General features: G+C 46.8%; 10 protein-coding genes. 3 read left to right on the forward strand and 7 right to left on the reverse strand.

Annotated features, from left to right (window positions below; genetic code table 11):
* Nucleotides 1–86 precede the first annotated feature (86 nt).
* The gene (locus FSB75_RS09485) at nt 87–3,449 is read right to left on the reverse strand and encodes a vitamin B12-dependent ribonucleotide reductase (protein ID WP_146786164.1); all 3,363 of its coding nucleotides are present in this window, start codon (nt 3,447–3,449) and stop codon (nt 87–89) included.
* A gap of 610 nt (nt 3,450–4,059) precedes the next feature.
* On the opposite strand from FSB75_RS09485, the gene moaA reads away from it, so the two are divergent.
* Nucleotides 4,060–5,040 carry a GTP 3',8-cyclase MoaA gene (moaA, locus tag FSB75_RS09490; protein WP_146786167.1) on the forward strand — a complete coding sequence of 327 codons (981 nt, stop codon included), beginning with the start codon at nt 4,060–4,062 and terminating at the stop codon, nt 5,038–5,040.
* 124 nt (nt 5,041–5,164) lie between these two features.
* The gene (locus FSB75_RS09495; protein WP_146786169.1) at nt 5,165–5,737 is read left to right on the forward strand and encodes a molybdenum cofactor guanylyltransferase; all 573 of its coding nucleotides are present in this window, start codon (nt 5,165–5,167) and stop codon (nt 5,735–5,737) included.
* A 38-nt stretch (nt 5,738–5,775) separates the two neighbouring features.
* Here FSB75_RS09495 and FSB75_RS09500 read toward each other — a convergent pair whose 3' ends face one another.
* The 6 genes from FSB75_RS09500 to nirB all read right to left on the reverse strand — a co-directional run bounded on the left by FSB75_RS09500 (nt 5,776) and on the right by nirB (nt 17,087).
* A complete protein-coding gene (locus tag FSB75_RS09500) occupies nt 5,776–7,236 on the reverse strand; it encodes a rubredoxin (protein ID WP_146786172.1) in 1,461 nt (486 codons plus the stop codon).
* A 152-nt stretch (nt 7,237–7,388) separates the two neighbouring features.
* Nucleotides 7,389–10,940 carry a nitrate reductase gene (locus tag FSB75_RS09505; protein WP_146786174.1) on the reverse strand — a complete coding sequence of 1,184 codons (3,552 nt, stop codon included), beginning with the start codon at nt 10,938–10,940 and terminating at the stop codon, nt 7,389–7,391.
* 283 nt (nt 10,941–11,223) lie between these two features.
* Nucleotides 11,224–12,525: an MFS transporter gene (locus FSB75_RS09510; RefSeq protein ID WP_146786177.1), complete on the reverse strand. Its 1,302-nt coding sequence runs from the start codon at nt 12,523–12,525 to the stop codon at nt 11,224–11,226.
* Between the two features lie 62 nt (nt 12,526–12,587).
* A complete protein-coding gene (locus tag FSB75_RS09515) occupies nt 12,588–13,928 on the reverse strand; it encodes an alginate export family protein (protein WP_146786180.1) in 1,341 nt (446 codons plus the stop codon).
* A 78-nt stretch (nt 13,929–14,006) separates the two neighbouring features.
* The gene (nirD, locus tag FSB75_RS09520; protein WP_146786182.1) at nt 14,007–14,393 is read right to left on the reverse strand and encodes a nitrite reductase small subunit NirD; all 387 of its coding nucleotides are present in this window, start codon (nt 14,391–14,393) and stop codon (nt 14,007–14,009) included.
* 201 nt (nt 14,394–14,594) lie between these two features.
* Nucleotides 14,595–17,087, reverse strand: a complete 2,493-nt coding sequence (nirB, locus tag FSB75_RS09525) for a nitrite reductase large subunit NirB (RefSeq protein WP_146786185.1) — start codon at nt 17,085–17,087, stop codon at nt 14,595–14,597.
* Nucleotides 17,088–17,349: 262 nt separating this feature from the next.
* On the opposite strand from nirB, the gene FSB75_RS09530 reads away from it, so the two are divergent.
* Nucleotides 17,350–18,030 carry a Crp/Fnr family transcriptional regulator gene (locus tag FSB75_RS09530; protein ID WP_146786188.1) on the forward strand — a complete coding sequence of 227 codons (681 nt, stop codon included), beginning with the start codon at nt 17,350–17,352 and terminating at the stop codon, nt 18,028–18,030.
* Nucleotides 18,031–18,042 lie beyond the last annotated feature (12 nt).

Consider the following 18,042-nt stretch of genomic DNA (forward strand, 5'->3'; position numbering starts at 1 on the left):
TTTAATGTGCTATTGTTTATGCAAAAGAATCCCGCCTCACGGCGGGATTCTTTTTATTCAACATCGTGGGTTAATAAGTAAACTTCTTAGCTGCAACCCATGCTATTGCCGCAGTTCAGGCATTTATAGCAAGTGCCGCTTCTTACCGTAATATGTCCGCAGGTATTGCAAGCCGGTGCATCGCTTTGCATGCTCTTGGCCGCAACGTTCACCGCATCCATCGAGCTTCCAGCTTTGTGTGCAGCCGCTTTCACAGATTGAGGCGTGCCTGCCACAACTCTTACGCTGCTCAACTCTGGCTTTGGCTCGGGCTTCAACGGCTCTACATCGTCCCAGGGCTCGTTACCAAGATTGCTCACTTCGGGTTTGTCCAACACGTGCACAAGGTCTGTGCGGTTTAAATATTCGTAACCCAGCAAGCGGAAGATAAAATCAATGATAGACGTTGCCGACTTGATGTTCGGGTGTTCGACAAAACCGGCCGGGTCAAACTTGGTAAACACAAATTTGTCCACGTATTCGTCCAGCGGCACGCCGTATTGCAGGCCCACCGAAACGGCAATGGCAAAGCAGTTCAACATGCTGCGCATCGTGGCGCCTTCCTTCGCCATGTCAATGAAGATTTCGCCCAACGTTCCGTCGCCGTACTCGCCAGTGCGAACGAAGATGGCCTGGCCGTTGATCTTTGCTTTTTGCGTAAAGCCCCGGCGTTTTGCGGGCAGCGAACGACGCTCCACAATCTTGGCCAATTCGCGTTTGAGTTGCGTGTCGGGCGAGGACTGCACACGTTTTTGTACTTCTTCTAAAAGTTCGTGTACGGTGAGTTTGCCCATGTCAACGATGGAAGAGTCCACGCTTGACTGTCCACTGACAACTGACGTTGCTTTACTGTCGTCCGTTGTCTGTTGACCGTCGTCCGCCTTCTTCTTCTTGTCCGATTTGTTTGAGAGCGGTTGCGAAAGTTTGGAGCCATCACGATACAAAGCGCAGGCTTTCAAACCCAACTGCCAGCTTAACAAATACGAGTCGGCAATTTCTTCAATCTGCGCTTCGTGCGGCAGGTTGATGGTTTTGGAAATGGCGCCGGAGATGAACGGTTGCGCAGCGGCCATCATCCTGATGTGACCGTGTGCGTGAATGTAGCGTTGTCCTTTCTTGCCGCATTTGTTGGCGCAGTCAAACACCGGAAGATGTTCGGGTTTTAGATACGGTGCGCCTTCAAGTGTCATCGTGCCGCACACGTAATCGTTGGCCGCTTCAATTTGTTCGTCGCTGAAACCAAGTGCTTCCAGCAAGCTCCATTCGAAGTTGTAGTATTGTTCGGGCGTGAAGCCAAGGCGTTTCAAACATTCTTCGCCAAGGTTGTACACGTTGAATACAAAGCCAATTTCAAACGCACTGCCAACCGCTTTATCCAGCTTCGCAATTTCAGAAGCAATGAACCCTTTTTCAGAAAGCGTTTGATGATTGATAAACGGCGCGCCGGCAAACGATCCTGAACCGACCGCATATTTAATAATCGCTTCGGCTTCTTTTTCGTTGTAACCTAAATTCTTTAATGCAACAGGAACCGACTGGTTCACAATTTTCATGTAACCGCCGCCGGAAAGTTTTTTGAATTTAACGAGAGCGAAATCGGGTTCAACGCCGGTTGTGTCGCAATCCATCACCAAACCAATTGTACCCGTTGGGGCAATCACTGTGGCTTGTGCATTTCTGTACCCAAATTTTTCGCCCAGCTCTACGGCTTCGTTCCAGGCCTTGCAAGCCGCATTCAGCAAATAGCTTGGTGTGTGTTGCGCTTTTAATCCTTGCGGCTTCACGCTTAAGCCTTCGTACTCCGAAGCATCGTAAGCGGCAGCGCGGTGGTTGCGCATTACCCGCATCATGTGTTCCTTGTTTTCTTCGTAGCGAGGGAAGGCACCCATTACTTCGGCCATCTCCGCAGAAGTTTTGTAAGCCGTGCCGGTCATGATGGCCGTAACCGCACCGGCAATGCCGCGGGCCTTGTCGCTGTCGTACGGAATACCGCTTACCATCAGCACCGTTCCAAGGTTTGCATAACCCAAACCAAGGGTTCTGTATTCGTAACTTAATTGCGCCACTTCCTGCGAAGGAAACTGCGCCATCAATACGGAGATTTCAAGAACGGTCGTCCACAAGCGGCAGCAGTATTCAAAGCCTTCTACGTCCAATGTGTTGTTTTCAAAATTGAAAAACTTCATCAGGTTGGCAGAGGCCAGGTTGCAAGCCGTGTTGTCGAGGAACATGTATTCCGAGCAGGGATTCGATGCACGAATCTCACCGCCTTCGGGACAAGTATGCCATTCGTTAATAGTCGTGTTGTATTGTGTTCCCGGGTCGGCACAACGCCAGGCAGCGTAAGCAATCTGGTTCCACAATTCTCTTGAAGGAACTTTCTTCATCACGCGGCCATCAGTACGTGCGGTAAGTTCCCAGTCTTCGCCCTTCTCTAATTTTTCAAAGAAGGAATTCGGAATGCGAACGGAGTTGTTCGAGTTTTGTCCGCTTACCGTGCGGTAAGCTTCTCCTTCGTAATCGGAAGGATAGCCGGCATCAATCAGGGCTTGCACTTTCTTTTCTTCTTCCACTTTCCAGTTCACAAATTGCACAATCTCTGGATGGTCCAGATCAAGGCAAACCATCTTGGCTGCACGACGCGTTGTGCCACCGCTCTTAATTGCACCTGCGGCTCTATCACCGATTTTTAAGAAAGACATCAAGCCGCTCGATGTACCACCGCCGCTTAACTTCTCGCCTTCGCCGCGAAGGTTAGAGTAATTAGTGCCCACGCCTGAACCGTATTTGAATATGCGGGCTTCGCGAACCCAAAGGTCCATGATGCCGCCTTCGTTCACCAGGTCATCCTCCACACTCAAGATGAAGCAGGCGTGGGGCTGAGGACGTTCGTATGCTGATGTGGACTTTTTCAGTTGTCCATCGTTTTGATCAACGTAATAATGGCCCTGCGGCTTGCCGGTGATGCCGTAGCTTTCGTGCAAACCAGTGTTGAACCACTGCGGGCTGTTGGGCACGCACATTTGGTTAAGGATAGAGTAAACCAACTCTTCGTAAAAAACTTGCGCATCGGTTGATGAAGCAAAATAGCCGTAACGTTCGCCCCACACTTTCCAGCAGTTAGCCATGCGGTGCGCCACTTGCTTGGCCGACGTTTCGCGGCCCAGCGAACCATCCGCTTGCGGCACTCCGGCCTTGCGAAAATATTTTTGCGCAAGAATGTCGGTGGCAATCTGGCTCCACTGCTTCGGCACTTCCACGTTGTTCATTTCAAACACCACTTCGCCGCTCGGGTTGCGAATGACGGAAGTGCGGTAATCGTACTCGAATTGGTCGTAAACGTTCACGTCGTCGCGGGTGTACTTACGCTGAAACGTAAGTCCCTTGGTTGTTGGTTTTGCACTGCCCATGTCCTAATTTTTTATGTTGAAGAAGTAAGTTTTTTGCTTCGCAGACCGGCCCAAAAAATCTTGGGGCGGACGACGAATGTAGATTTACAGGTCGAAAAAAAAGGGCCAGAGATATGCACATCGGTGGATAAGTGCTGTGTAAAAATTTGCACTCCAAGCGGGCCTTGAATTCTGTGCGTTTTGTGTGAAAAAAATCTTTTCTGGCACAGGGAATTTTGAGCGATTTTTTATTTGCGTGGATTTCAGGCAAGGAAGCAAAGCGGCAAAGCCACGAAGGGCTTTATGTAACCGGCAGTGGTAATTCTATTAAGCACCGGTTGCGTCGCACACTTGTGCGTTCGGGACGTTGTTGATGTTTGCTCGGCTCCGTAGGAGTCGTACAAAATGATTGAACAAGTGCGGCTCCTGCGGAGCCGAGCAAACATCAACAACCTATTTTCCTACCAAGGTACAGCGCCTGACGGCGCTGAATAGCGATAAGAACGTACACGAGTGCGACGCAACCGGTGCTTCATGGGTATTCTTTAGCCGGTTCCAAAAAGAAAAACTTCGGGTAATTAAATGAAGAGCACATGACGGTAGGCAAGCAACGGCTTTCTACCTTTAACCCATGCTACTCGACGGCTTCAACAGGCAGCACAATTACCTGCGCATTTCGCTTACCGACAAGTGCAACATGCGCTGCTTTTATTGCATGCCCGAAGAAGACTACGATTTTATGCCTTCGGAGCAATTAATGCAGGCTACCGAGGTAGAATCTCTCGCAAAAATTTTTGTCAGTCTTGGCGTTGAAAAAATTCGCCTGACAGGCGGCGAACCGCTGGTGCGAAAAGACGCCGCACAAATCATTGAAGCGCTTGGACGAATGCCCGTCACGTTGTCGCTGACAACAAACGGCGTGCGGCTGCACGAATTTTTATCGCCTCTAAAAACCGCCGGCGTTCGCTCGCTGAACATTAGCCTCGATACGCTGAATGCGGACAAATTTAACCTTGTTACACGCCGCAACCATTTTGGACGGGTGTGGCGGAACATTCATGCGGCCGTTGCCGAAGGCCTGCACGTAAAGGTGAACGTTGTGCTGATGAAAGGAATGAATGATGCCGAGATAAACGATTTTATTGAGTGGACGAAGAACACGCCGGTGCACGTTCGCTTTATTGAGTTCATGCCGTTTGACGGCAACCGCTGGAACAGCGACAAGGTAGTTTCGTTAGCGGAAATTTTGCAAACAATCGAAAGCCGTTACAGCGTTATCAAACTGGAAGATGCGCCGAACGATACCACAAAAAAATATACTGTACCCGGCCACGCCGGAACCTTTGCCGTCATCAGTACCATGACGCAGCCTTTTTGCGGTACGTGTAACCGCATTCGCTTAACGGCCGATGGCAGGCTCAAAAATTGTTTGTTTGCCAGGGAAGAAACGGACTTGCTGACCGCTTTGCGCACGGGCGAAAACGTTGAAGACCTGATCCGGCAAAACATTCTGCGCAAGCATGCTTCGCACGGCGGGCAGTTTTCTTCAACGGTTGAAGAAGTGCACGGCGAGCAAATTCACAACCGCAGCATGATTGCTATTGGCGGATGAGAGAATTAATGATAAACGCACCGTTTAATTTCATGTCCGGTAATCATCGACAAAGGTTTTTGCATAAGGGTATGCGGTGATACCCCAAAAAGTTCGGGACATTTAGGCTACTAAATCATCATCAATGACAGGCGTTGTACTTTGCGGCGGAGCCAGCACAAGAATGGGAAGTGACAAAGGACTTCTGAAAGAAGAAAATTCAACCTGGGCTGAAGTTGCCGCGCAAAAACTTGCTGCGCTTCAGTTGTCCGTTGTGATTTCTGTTAACCGGCAACAGGTTCAAGCTTATGCACAAATCTTTCCCAACGAACAACTACTTGTTGATAACGAAATCTTCGACGCCAAAGCGCCGCTGTTTGGTTTGTTGAGCGTTCACCTGCAATTGCCAACCGAAGATTTACTGGTGCTGGCCTGCGACCTCAAAAACATAACCGCAGCCTTGCTGCAAGACCTGTACGATGTGTACCAAAAAGAAAAAGGCGAAGCCTGTGTTTATCAAACAGTAGAAAAACGGCAACCGCTGTGCGGCATTTATTCGGCCAAAGGCTTGCGAAAGATTTATGACTCCTTCCGGGAAGGAAACCTTAAACGTTTTAGCATGATGCACATGCTTGACATACTAAACACAAACTACATTCCGGTAAAAGAGAAAGACCTTTCCGCGTTCAACAATTACAATACACCGGAGGAATTGTAATAACGATGCCGGGCTTATTGCCAATCTTCATTTCTAAGTTAGCCTTCCTCCCACTCCACTTCCACAAATTCTTCTTTCGGTGTTTCGCAAAGTGGGCAACTATAATTAGCCGGTAAAGTTTCAAAGCATGTGCCTTCAACAATGCTTTGCAATTGATCGCCTAATGCGGGCACGTACACGGTTTGGCATCTCGGACACTGGTGAACCACGGTTGTTTTTTTGACGACGACTTCCTGCAATGTTTTTGTTGGCAGTAACGGCGTGGCGCTTCGGTCCTCGTAAAAAAATTTGCAAAGACTTGCGAGATAGGTGCCAATAAAATCTTTTTCCACGCTTTCACGAAATAGAATCATTTCGTTGCCGTTCGGATTGAAATCTTTTTTGTAGAGAATATCGTAACGCTCAAGCGCTTTTAAGCGGTGCGGATTTTTGTTTTGCTGCTTGCGAATGACAACGCAACCAAACAAGTTGGAAGCCGGTTCCGTTTGTATGGCAAAACAAAGTCCGAAAGTACGTACGTCTTCTTTATCGAAGTGGCGAATGACAAGACTTTTGAGTTGCAATCCTTTTTCGTTATGATCTTCTACCTGCCAGTTTAATTCGTTGGCTGCATGGCGAACGTTGATGCGGTATTTGCCGAGCACATAATCCCACAACTTTCGCGTACCCGGATCAATGTTTTTAACGATGATGCTTTTCCACGGCGTTGTGTACAATTGACCAATGCGTGATTGCAAACAAACCTGGCAAACGTCCAATAAGAAATCAACGGAAAACTTTTCGTTGCGTCGGTAAATGCCCAGCCAATAATCGTTAGCTGCCTTGTTGAACCCTTCGTAATAAGGCAGGGAAAAATCAACAAAAACAGTTTCGGTTGCGGGCTTGTTTACGTAAGCCGTGAGTGCTTTTACACGTTGATACAATAAGGCTCCATCGGCAGCCTCGTTTCCGAAAAACAAAAATTTATCGGCAATAATTTCCTGCTCGATGCGTTGCGACAACAAAGGCAAATCATTCGTGTACACAAGTTCTTTCCAACGGTACAACTTGCCTGTTTTTGGAAAGCGGATGTACAAATGCCAGAAATGTTCGGCAGAAGACGAAACCCAGTTAATGTGACCGGTGAAAAGCGGAACGAAGGATTGTCTGCTGTCGCAAATATTGATTTTTAATTGCGGCGTATGCGTAAACAAACTGAAAACATCTTTGTACACGCCTTCGCGAAGCCAACTGTCGGTAGTAAAAATGCCCGCAGCCGGATACGAACTGACAATATTTGGTACGGCTTCTTTTGCTTTATAAACAGTAATGTTTTTTTCGCTGCAAGTTTGGAGAAAGGCTTTGAAGAAGTTTGACGGCACATCCATGCGCAACTGCTGGCGCAAACCGAAGCGAACGTGCGAAACCCTTGCGGCTTGCGCCGCCTCCAATATTTCTGTCAGGTAACCAGGAGAAACAATGCCACCGGTGAAATTGATAACGATGGGTTGTGTTTGCATGTCTTTCTTTTAAATGACAAATTATTCTTGCTATCAATTAGATGTTGCACCAAGACAACTTAGCCTGTTGAATAACGATAAGAACGTAAAAGAGTGCGACGCAACGAAAGCTGAACAGGATTACCGGCGCCGGTTACCTAGAAAAACTCTATCTAAGCTCTAATTACTTTCAATTCTTCATCGGTCATCTTTATTTCTTCACCCAATTTTAGTTTATCCAATATTGCCTGCACTTCGGGTCGGCAACTGCCGCAGCCTTGTCCCGCCCCGGAAGCAGCGCACAAGGCTTTCAACTCGGTACAACCTTCCATTATTTTATTAACGATGTTTCCTTCGCCCACGCCGCCGCAGGAACAAACCAATTTACCAATGACGGGTTCTGCCTTTTTGTTGGAACGTAAAAGATCCAATCGTTTTTCGGACAACTCGAGCTTATTCTGAATTAAATCACGGAATTCAAGAAACTCGGATTTGTCGCCGATAAGAATTGCACCCACCAAGCGATCGTTGTGAATGATGCACTTTTTATAGTAACGTTTTGCCTTATCAAGAAAAATTACTTCTTCGTAAGAAGGATCATTCGGCGGTGCTTCGGCCAAGCCAAGCGAACACAAATCAGTGCCGTGCATTTTTAAAATGTTCATGAGCAGCGACCCATCATAGAAGTGCGAAATGTCTCCGCTCAAATGCCTCGCAACAATCTCCGCTTGTTGTTCAGCCGCTGCCGTGATGCCGTACAGAAATCCACGGAACTCGGCAATCTCGCCAACCGCATAAATACTGGGATCGGAAGTAAGGAGGTAATCGTTCACAACAACACCACGCTTCGTATCAAGCCCGCAAGCTTTTGCCAGTTCCACATTGGGTATTGTGCCGATGGCAATGACAACGGCTTGCGCCGAAATTTCCAGTCCACTTTTTAATTTGATGCCGGCGAGATTTTCCGTGCCGAGAAAGCGTTCCACTTCATCGTTGTAATAAATGTCAACGCCTTTTTCTTCCAGTTCTTCGTGCAGAAGCTGGCTGCCCAACACATCAAGCTGTCGGTCCATCAATCGAGAGATGCGTTGCACGATGCAAACCTCCACGCCTACTTCACGAAGCGATGCGGCGAGTTCAATGCCGAGCAAACCGCCGCCAACGATAACCACCTTGCCTTTTGACGGATCAACATGCGATTTAAAACTGTCCGCGTCGGTGCGGCTACGCATGGTGAAGATGCCTTTCAAATCCGGAACGTCTTTCAACATAAACGGACGGCTGCCGGTTGCCATCAACAATAGATCGTAGTTGTGCTTAACGCCGTTGTTATCGGTTACAATTTTTGCTTCGCGGTCAATGTGTTCAATGCTTACGCCGCGATGCAGTGTGATGTTGAAGCTGCGCTCCTCTTCTTCTTTCATTTTTATCAACTGTTTCCATTCCTGCGCGCCGCTGATGTAATCGGGAAGCATGACGCGGTTATAGAAAGGAAAGGCTTCTTTGCTGAAGACTTCAATCGCGTCTTCGGTGTTCATTGCGCGGTAGCTTTTTACAAAGCCAAACGCACCGGCGCCTGCACCAATCACGATTATTTTTTGTTCCGGCTTTTTGTAACCCTTTACCTCAACGGCCGAAAACTTAAAGTCCGGTTCTTTAGAAATTGGGTCAACAAGATTGTTCGTAAGGTTGTTTGCACGATTCAGATCGTTGTTCAAAATCTTGCCCCAATGCATGGGCAAAAACACAACACCCTTTTTTATTTCTGTGGAAAGCTTTGCTTTCACGCGGACGGTTCCGCGGCCATTGGTAATTTCCACCAAATTGCCTTCAGCAATGCTTCTCTCGGCTGCATCATCAGGATGAATTTCCAAAAACGCATTGGCGATGTGCTGTTTTAGCTTACTTACTTTTCCCGTCTTTGTCATCGTATGCCATTGGTCGCGAATGCGGCCCGTGGTTAAGATGAGTGGCAAATATTTCGTTGTGGATTCGGATAAATTATCGTCATCCACTGCATGAATGATTGCCCGCTTTGAAGGTGTGTAGAACTTTTTGTCGGTGAACAAACGTTGCGTGCCCTCACCTCTTTCATTGATTGGCCACTGTACGCTTCGCTTTGCTTTGAGTACATCATAACTCAGTGCATTGATGTCAATGCTCGTGCCTTTCGTTAACGCACAATGTTCTTTGTAGATATCGGCGAAGCTCTTAAAATCAAAGCCTTCAAAGCCCATCTTTTGTGCAAAGCGGCAAAGAATTTCCGCATCGGGCAACGCTTCACCGGGAGCGTCAACAATTTTATTTAAGTACGTAATGCGCCGTTCGGCATTCGTCATCGTGCCTTCTTTCTCCGCCCATGTTGCAGCGGGAAAAACAACGTCGGCATACTTCAAGGTTTCGGGCTTGATGCTTGCCTCTTGCACTACCACAAACTTGGCTTTCTTTAACGCTTCTTCAGCCTTGCGCACATCGGGCAAACTCACTAATGGATTCGTACCCATAATCCAAACCGCTTTTAATTTGCCTTCATGCAAAGCATCAAACATTTCCGTGGCGGTGTATCCCGGCTTTGCAGAAATAGCTCCGCTTTTCCAAAAAGCTTGCACGTATTTTCTGTCTTCTTCATTAGCGAGATTGCGATGCGCAGGCAACAAGTTTGCAAGCCCGCCTACTTCTCTTCCACCCATTGCGTTCGGCTGGCCGGTTAATGAAAACGGTCCGCTTCCTGGTTTGCCAATATAGCCTGTGATTAGATTCAGATTGATGAGTGAAAGATTCTTGTTAACACCTACTGCGCTTTGGTTCAAGCCCATCGTCCACATTGTCAAAAAACCTTTTGCCGAACCAATATAGGTCGCCGCTTCGCGAATACTTTGTTCCGATACGTCGCAAATTTTTGCGGCTTCGGCAACGGTTCGTTGCATGACTTTCTTGCTGTACGCTTCAAAACCTTCCGTGTGATTTTTAATGAAAGAAGCATCAATGTCGCCTGCTTCAATCAATACCCTTCCAATGGCATGATGCAAGACAATGTCTGTACCCGGTTTAATTTGCAAATGCACATTCGCATAAGACGCCGTTTGTGTTTTCCGCGGATCGCTAACAATTATTTTTAGTGCCGGATTTTTTTCTCTTGCCGCTTCTACTCTTCGCCAAATGATCGGGTGACACCAGGCGGGATTTGCACCGGCTACAAAAATGCAATCGGTGTGTTCAATATCATCATAACAAACTGGCACGCTGTCTTCGCCCAAGCTCATTTTATAGGCTGCAACGGCACTGCTCATGCAAAGCCTTGAATTGGTGTCTACGTTGTTTGAGCCGATGAAACCTTTTACCAGTTTGTTGAGCACATAATATTCTTCGGTCAGGCATTGTCCCGATGCATAAAACGCGACGCTTTCGGGGCCAAACTTTTCAATCAATGTTTTGAAAACCGATACGGTTCTATCCAAGGCCTCATTCCACGAGACACGCTGACGTTGCAGGCTTTTGTTCAAGCGCATTTCAGGATAGAACAATCGGTCGCTTTTATCCATTACCGTGTAATGCAGGTTCATGCCTTTGCTGCAAAGCATGCCTTTGTTCACCGGATGATCTTTATCGCCTTCCACGCTCAACTTTCCGTTGCGATCTTTATGCACAACAACGCCGCAGCCCACACCACAATAGCAGCAGGTTGTTTTCAAACTGCCAAAACCATTTCCGTTTTCCTTTTTCATTTGATCAGGCATTCTGCACAATTAATTTTTTTATGTACTTAGCTGCGGTGCTACTATGAGGCTTGTGTTGCGTCGCACACTTGTACGTTCATGCCGCTATTCGGCCCATTCCGACCTTCCCGGTGGGAAGGCCACCAACACACAGCCCTTGCTTTACAATGATTCAATCTTATTTCAACCATCTTCAAAGCAGTATTCTTTTGCTTTCAAGTTATTCATCCCTTCCCACCGGGAAGGGCTTTAGCACCATCTACCACCGACAGAAGTGGTTGTTGGGATGGGCCTACGCCACCGCCATTTCTTTCTCCTCCAATACAAATTCAGTCGCTTCGCTTTTCTTAAACTTCGTTACAAATACAACGGCCGAAACAACCATCACAGTGATGCCGATATACGTGAACGCATCAACGTATGTAATGCTTTTGCTTTTAAACAAAAAGCCAAACAACATTCCACCCAAGTTGCCGCCGGCGCCGACAATGCCGCTCACCAGGCCTACATTTTTTTCGTTGATAAAAGGCACGATGCCGTAAGTAGCACCGTTGGCCATTTTCAGAAAAAGTGCAAAGGACAACATACAAACAATCGCCAATCCAAACGAACCGGCATTGGCAAACAGGATGATACCAACGCCTTCCAACAGCAACATTGCCGCAAGCAGAAAGCCCTTGCCTTTCATGCCGTGTTTGCTGCCAACTTTATCCGATACAACGCCGCCCAGTGCACGGGCAAAAAGGTTCATGAAGCCAAACACACCGGCCCAAAAACCTGCCGATGATTGCGAAAGTTTGAACGTGTCTACAAAGTGCAAGGAAGCCACGTTATCAAAGGTGATTTCCATACCAAAGCACATCGCGTATGCAAACATGAGTGCCCAGATGCGCCAGTCGGCAAGGATGCTGTAATCGGTTTTTTCGCGGGTGGCTTTTGTTCTGCCAATCTCGTCGTAGTTACCGATTGGCGTGTCTTTGGTAAACTTGTAATAAAGAAAGGCGACGATCAACATCATGGCTCCGGGAACAATCATCGCATAACGCCAGGCTTCCCCTTTTGTAAACCCTGCAGCAACAATGGCCGCGAAGATTAACGGCATCACCATGTTGGTAACACCGCCGCCAAGATTACCCCAGCCACCGGCAACGGCATTTGCTGTGCCTTTGATGTTCTTGGCAAACATCATTGACGTATGAAACTGCGTGACAACGAAAGATGCGCCAATCAAACCAATGGCCGCACGAAACAATAAAAAGGTTGTGTAATCTTTTGCTAAACCAACGAAGAACACCGGAAGCGAACCAATCAACAACAAGCGGATGGCGGTTTTACGTGGCCCCCAGGTATCGCACAAACGACCAATCAGCAACCGCGCAACAATGGTTGACGAAACGGAAACAATCACCAGGTTTCCAATTTGTGATTTGGTTAAATGCAATTCCTCGCGAATAGTAGGCATGAGCGGCGCAAGCCCAAACCAACCGAAGAAGCAAACAAAGAACATGAGCCAGGTGGTGTGAAAAGTTTTCATTTGCACACCCTTCAATGAAAATATGTTTAGCTGCGTGAGCGGTTTTGTTGTTGCTGACATGAGAAAAGTTTTGACGTTAAAAAGAGTAAGCAATCGTCAGCAATAGCAAACAATCGAAGTGTTTATTTGAAAAGGACCTCAGGTTTTACGTTTATCATCACATAGGCCCAATCGGCTGAAGGCTTTGCATTCTGAATATTTTTCACCGAAGCTGAAGCAAGTAAAGTTGTAGTGAAGTACCGGGAGTAACCGGCTTCAAAACCAATCTGTTTTGTTAACGCGTAACTTCCTACCAAATCAATTTCTTGTCCTAAACTTTTTTGCGTGTAGCCGCTTACATCCGTAGCCGAATTAAACTGGTGAACATCTGCAGAAAGCAGGAATTTATCCGATGCTTTGTACTTGCCTTTCGCATAATAATCTAACAAACCATTCTTGCCAAACGGGCTTGCGGCGTAGAAATAATCTATGAGACCAGCGAACTTGTGCGGCGTGCCGTACAAAGGGTCGAAGGCATTGCTTGTTGCGCCGCTTGTGCCTCCAGAATAAAGATCAGCACCGGCAAAGACCGAGAACTTTTTCGATAACGCATAACCCAATTGTCCACTCAAAAGCCAGGCACTTAAATCTTGTCCAGCGCTTGTCTTTCCAAACTGGTAATATGTAGAAGCCATCACTAATAACTTGTCGAAAGCATTGTTGTAATAAAAACCCGTTGTTGCGCGGCTCCAAGTGCTGGTGTCGTAAATTTTTGTTGATACACCATCCAAATGATACTGGCTAAAATTGTCGTTCAGGAAAAGAAACGATGCATTGCCCTTCGATAATTTCTTCCCAGTATACAAAAAAAAGAGGCTTTTGTACATGCTGCCGCCGTTTGTGTTTGCGGTATAATTTCCGGGTGGTGTGCTGTTGTAAAGCGTTCCCGAAGCGGCCTCTTTGTTTTGATTAAACGCTGCGCCAAAGTGCAGCATCCAATCGCCTGTTTCGTATTTCAACAACGCAGCGTCGTGTCTTCTGCCCTGTTGCAACCAATCAAGATTACCGAGCAAGCGTTGATCATCATAAACCAATTCTTGTCTGCCGATTTTTAAACTCAAGGCTTTATTCTTAATTACCGTATCAGTTAAACCAATTTCAGCCCAAGCTTCGTGCAACATTAAACCGTTCAAATCTTGCGTCGTTGTTCGATTCATAGTTGAAACATCTTGTCCCCACACACGAACGTCTTGCGCCGTTACACCAAACTTCAAACGATACGTTGAGTAACCGAAGGATAGTCTTGTTCGTTGCGAAGTAAAGAAAGCCGGTTTGGCACCGATAGGAAGCGGAGCGCCTTGCCCGTCCTTGTATTCAGTGCGTGTTCGCACCTGACCTGAAAGGGTCACTTGTGCCGTTGCGTATAAGGAGAAGAGTGTACACGCAACCAGCAAGAGAGAGAAGGTTCTGGTTCTTTTTTTCATGTAGATTTGAGAGGGTTTTAAAGTGAACGCCTTTTATTTTGAAACCTAACGGCCCGCGGGGACTGCCATCTCCCGGGCCTACTTATTTAAACAGTAATCTTCATCGCCTTCCTCTTCTACGCCAATAAACACAACGCCGTTTTCAATTTTTACGGGGTAAGTTCTGATGCTTTCGCATTCATCGTCGTTCAGGCAATGCCCATCAACCAGTGAGAACGTTTTTTTGTGAAAAGGACAAGCCACTTTGGGTTCACCGGCTTGCGAGCCAATCATGCCACGACTCAGCACCATCTGCCTTCTGTGCGGACAAAGGTTTTGCGTAGCGTACCATTCATCGCGGCGGGTAAAATGATAAAGCGCTATTTGCTCGTGCTTGTACTTTACGCATACGCCGCCGTTTTGCGGAACATCGGCTGCTCTGCAGGCCTTAAACCAGGTAATGTTTTGGACTAATGTGTTGCTCATCGTTTAGAATTTAAGTATGTACTTAGCTGTCGTGCTACTATCGACGCCTGTTGCGTCGCACACTTCAGCGTTCGGTAATTCTATTGAGCAAACAATCGATAGAGAATAAGTGAAACGTGATAAGTGAGATGTGAAACCACAGTGAACATCAATATGAAAAGCTTTTCGGTCTCACGTTTGCCGTTTCATGTCTCACCTTCATCATTTCCATTCCGCCTTCTTCTGCTCACGCAGCGGCGAGAACTTCACGGTAGGGTCCTTCTCTTCCGGGGCATTCACAAAGTGGTTAAAGCGTTTGCGCAGTTCGGGGTTATCCACCACTTCTTTCCATTCGCATTTATAATGATCAACCAGGAATTGCATTTCTTTTTCCAAACTTTCTGCAAGGCCAAGGCTATCATTCACTACCACATTGCGCAGGTAATCAATGCCGCCTTCCATCTTGTTTAACCATGTGGCTGTTCTTGCAAGCGGATCTGCTGTCTTAATGTAGAACATCAAAAAACGGTCAATGTATTTAATGCAGGTTTCGCTGTCCAAATCCTGCGCAAGCAGCAAAGCGTGCTGCGGCTTGGAACCGCCGTTGCCACAGACATAAAGATTCCAACCCTTTTCCGTGGCAATAATGCCGAAGTCTTTGCTTTGTGCTTCGGCACATTCGCGAACGCAACCCGAAACAGCAGACTTGATTTTATGCGGTGCACGCAAGCCTCGGTAACGTTCTTCAATGCGAATGGCAAAGCTTACGCTGTCGTGTAAACCGAAACGACACCAGGTTGAACCAACGCAGCTTTTCACCGTGCGTAACGCTTTTCCGTACGCATGGCCACTTTCAAATCCGGCGGCAATTAATTCTTCCCAAATGGCCGGCAAATCATTTAGGTGTGCGCCAAAAAGATCAATGCGTTGGCCGCCGGTGATTTTTGTGTAGAGATTGTATTTCTGCGCCACTTGCCCAATGACGATTAATTTCTCCGGCGTGATTTCGCCGCCCGGAATACGCGGCACAACGGAATACGTTCCGCCTTTTTGAATGTTGGCGAGGTACCGGTCGTTGGAGTCTTGCGCCGTGTCGTTTCCTTTCTTCAAAATCATCTCGTTCCACAACGAAGCAAGAATGGAAGCAATGGCAGGTTTACAAACTTCGCATCCATCACCATGACCCAAAGTATCCAAGACGGCATCAAAGGATTTTAATTCTTTTACCCGAATAAGATCAAAGAGTTCCTGCCGGGCATAATCAAAATGTTCGCACAAAACGTTGCGGATGTACTTGCCCTGTGACTTCATGGTATGAACCATCAGGTCTTTCAGCATGGGCACGCAACCACCGCAACCCGTTCCGGCTTTTGTGCATTTTTTTATAGCGTCAACAGTTTCGCAGCCGTTGTTTACAACATTGCAGATATCGCCTTTGCTTATGCTTTCGCAACTGCAAATAATAGCGTCTTCCGGCAGCCCTGCTACACCCGCGCCACTGTCGCCCTCAATGCCTCTGGCTCCTAAAATCACGTCTTCGGGATTGGGCGGCAATACGACTTTGTTTTTGCAGGTTTGCAGGAGCATGTTGTACGCTTCGGCATCGCCAACCAAAATGCCACCCAGAAGCTGCTTACCGTCTTCACTAATATTGATGCGCTTGTAAATACCCTTGTGGCAATCTTCAAACACGACTGTTCTTGTTGATGTCGTTTGAATAAATGGATCGCCGAAACTCGCCACATCAACACCAATCAGTTTGAGTTTGGTGCTCATGTCAAAACCGCTGAATGTTTTTGCACCACCGGTAAGATTGGACACCACAACATCAGCCATTTCGTAACCCGGCGCAACAAGACCATAAATCATGCTTCCGTGTAAGGCACATTCGCCGATAGCAAATATGCGCTCATCGTTCGTTTGCAACTTGTCGTTGACCACAATGCCGCCACGAGGACCAATTTCTAAACCGCAGGCCTTGGCCAATTCATCCCTTGGCTTAATGCCGGCTGAAATGACCAGCATGTCCATGTTTAATATGGTATCGTTGCTGAAGCGGAGTGCCTCTATCTGCCCGTCTCCAAGGATTTCAGACGTATTGGTAGCGGTGTGAATTTTTATACCGAGAGCTGAAAGTTTGGCCTGCAAAATTTTGGAGCCGGCATCATCAATCTGGCGGGGCATGAGGCGCGGCGCAAATTCAATGACATGCGTATCGCGTATGCCTAAATCCAAAAGTGCCTTAGCAGCTTCCAAGCCAAGCAAGCCGCCACCGATAACCGCGCCGGTTCTTGCTTTTTTGGCATAGGCCGTAATCAACTCGAGGTCTTCAATTGTTCGATAGATAAAAACACCTTCTTTTTCTACACCAGGAATAGGCGGCACAAAAGCCCCGGAGCCAGTTGCGAGAATAAGATAGTCATAGGAAACCGTCAAGCCGTTATGGGAGCGAACTGTTTTAGCAGAGCGGTCAATGGACGTAACAGGATCACCTAAATAAAGAGAGATATTGTGATCGGCATACCATTGAGCGGGCGCCATTGAAAGCTCATCGGCCGATTTGCCCGAAAAATATTCGCTGAGGTGTACGCGGTCGTAGGCGGGACGAATTTCTTCGCCAAACACGGTAATCTGAAAAGCCTGAGAGGATTTGGCCACCAATTTTTCACAACATTTGTAGCCAACCATGCCGTTACCAATAATTACGATCTTCATCCTTGCAGTTTTGATGGACAATTATTGGCAAGCAAACGTATTAGTATAAATTACATCTAACCAAGTTTTGCAATCATTTCAATCTTATAGATATAATTTTATTGTTTATGTCATAAAAATAAGAATAAATGCTCGTAATTTTAAGCTATGTTTAAAATTATTTATAGATATTTTTAATCTTAATTTGAAATCTTTCTCTCATTTTACCTATCATCGCAAAAAATCTGGATTGATGAACATACCCAGATCATAAATTCCGCATATGAAAATTTCCAAAGTGGCTTGTGATTTGAAAACCTGTTTTTTGTGTCAGCTTTGCCAGAAAGAATGGATTCCCGCACTTGACGCTCACCGCAAAAACTTCGTTGTAAAAAAGGGAGATGATATTTTTCAGGAAGGCGAAGCGGTTAAAGGAATTTTTTTTGTTTATGAAGGTGCAGTAAAAGTGCACAAGCAGTGGGGCGAAAAAGAACTAATTGTTCGCTTTGCGAAAAGAGGGGCTATCATTGGCCACCGCGGTTTGGGAAGAGATTTAATTTACCCGGTAACGGGAACGGCGATTGAATCCACAAAACTTTGCTTTGTGGAAATGGATTTCTTCCAGGCATCGCTAAAAGTCAACCACGCGCTTCTTTATGAGTTGATGGAGTTTTTTGCAGCCGAATTAAAAGAAAGCGAACGGAACATGCGCAACCTGGCGCACATGCCGGTAAAAAGCCGGATTGCTCAATGCCTTTTATTGCTCGATGAAAAATTTGGCCACACACCCGATGGCTTTCTAAATATTTCCCTAAGCCGGCAAGATCTGGCCTCGTATGCAGGCACGAGTTACGAAACGGCTTTCCGCGTCATGAATGAATTTGTCGAGGAAAATGCTATCAGCATACAGGATAAGCGATTCATCATTCATAGCAGAGCGTTATTGGAGCAACACTCGATCTAACAATTTTAAATG

Source organism: Flavisolibacter ginsenosidimutans, assembly GCF_007970805.1.
In the GTDB taxonomy this organism is placed as follows: domain Bacteria; phylum Bacteroidota; class Bacteroidia; order Chitinophagales; family Chitinophagaceae; genus Flavisolibacter; species Flavisolibacter ginsenosidimutans.

Coding starts and splice junctions, on each gene's coding strand:
- FSB75_RS09485 (WP_146786164.1), bottom strand. CDS start 3,449: ATGGGCAGTGCAAAACCAACAACCAAGGGACTTACGTTTCAGCGTAAG.
- moaA (WP_146786167.1), top strand. CDS start 4,060: ATGCTACTCGACGGCTTCAACAGGCAGCACAATTACCTGCGCATTTCG.
- FSB75_RS09495 (WP_146786169.1), top strand. CDS start 5,165: ATGACAGGCGTTGTACTTTGCGGCGGAGCCAGCACAAGAATGGGAAGT.
- FSB75_RS09500 (WP_146786172.1), bottom strand. CDS start 7,236: ATGCAAACACAACCCATCGTTATCAATTTCACCGGTGGCATTGTTTCT.
- FSB75_RS09505 (WP_146786174.1), bottom strand. CDS start 10,940: ATGAAAAAGGAAAACGGAAATGGTTTTGGCAGTTTGAAAACAACCTGC.
- FSB75_RS09510 (WP_146786177.1), bottom strand. CDS start 12,525: ATGTCAGCAACAACAAAACCGCTCACGCAGCTAAACATATTTTCATTG.
- FSB75_RS09515 (WP_146786180.1), bottom strand. CDS start 13,928: ATGAAAAAAAGAACCAGAACCTTCTCTCTCTTGCTGGTTGCGTGTACA.
- nirD (WP_146786182.1), bottom strand. CDS start 14,393: ATGAGCAACACATTAGTCCAAAACATTACCTGGTTTAAGGCCTGCAGA.
- nirB (WP_146786185.1), bottom strand. CDS start 17,087: ATGAAGATCGTAATTATTGGTAACGGCATGGTTGGCTACAAATGTTGT.
- FSB75_RS09530 (WP_146786188.1), top strand. CDS start 17,350: ATGAAAATTTCCAAAGTGGCTTGTGATTTGAAAACCTGTTTTTTGTGT.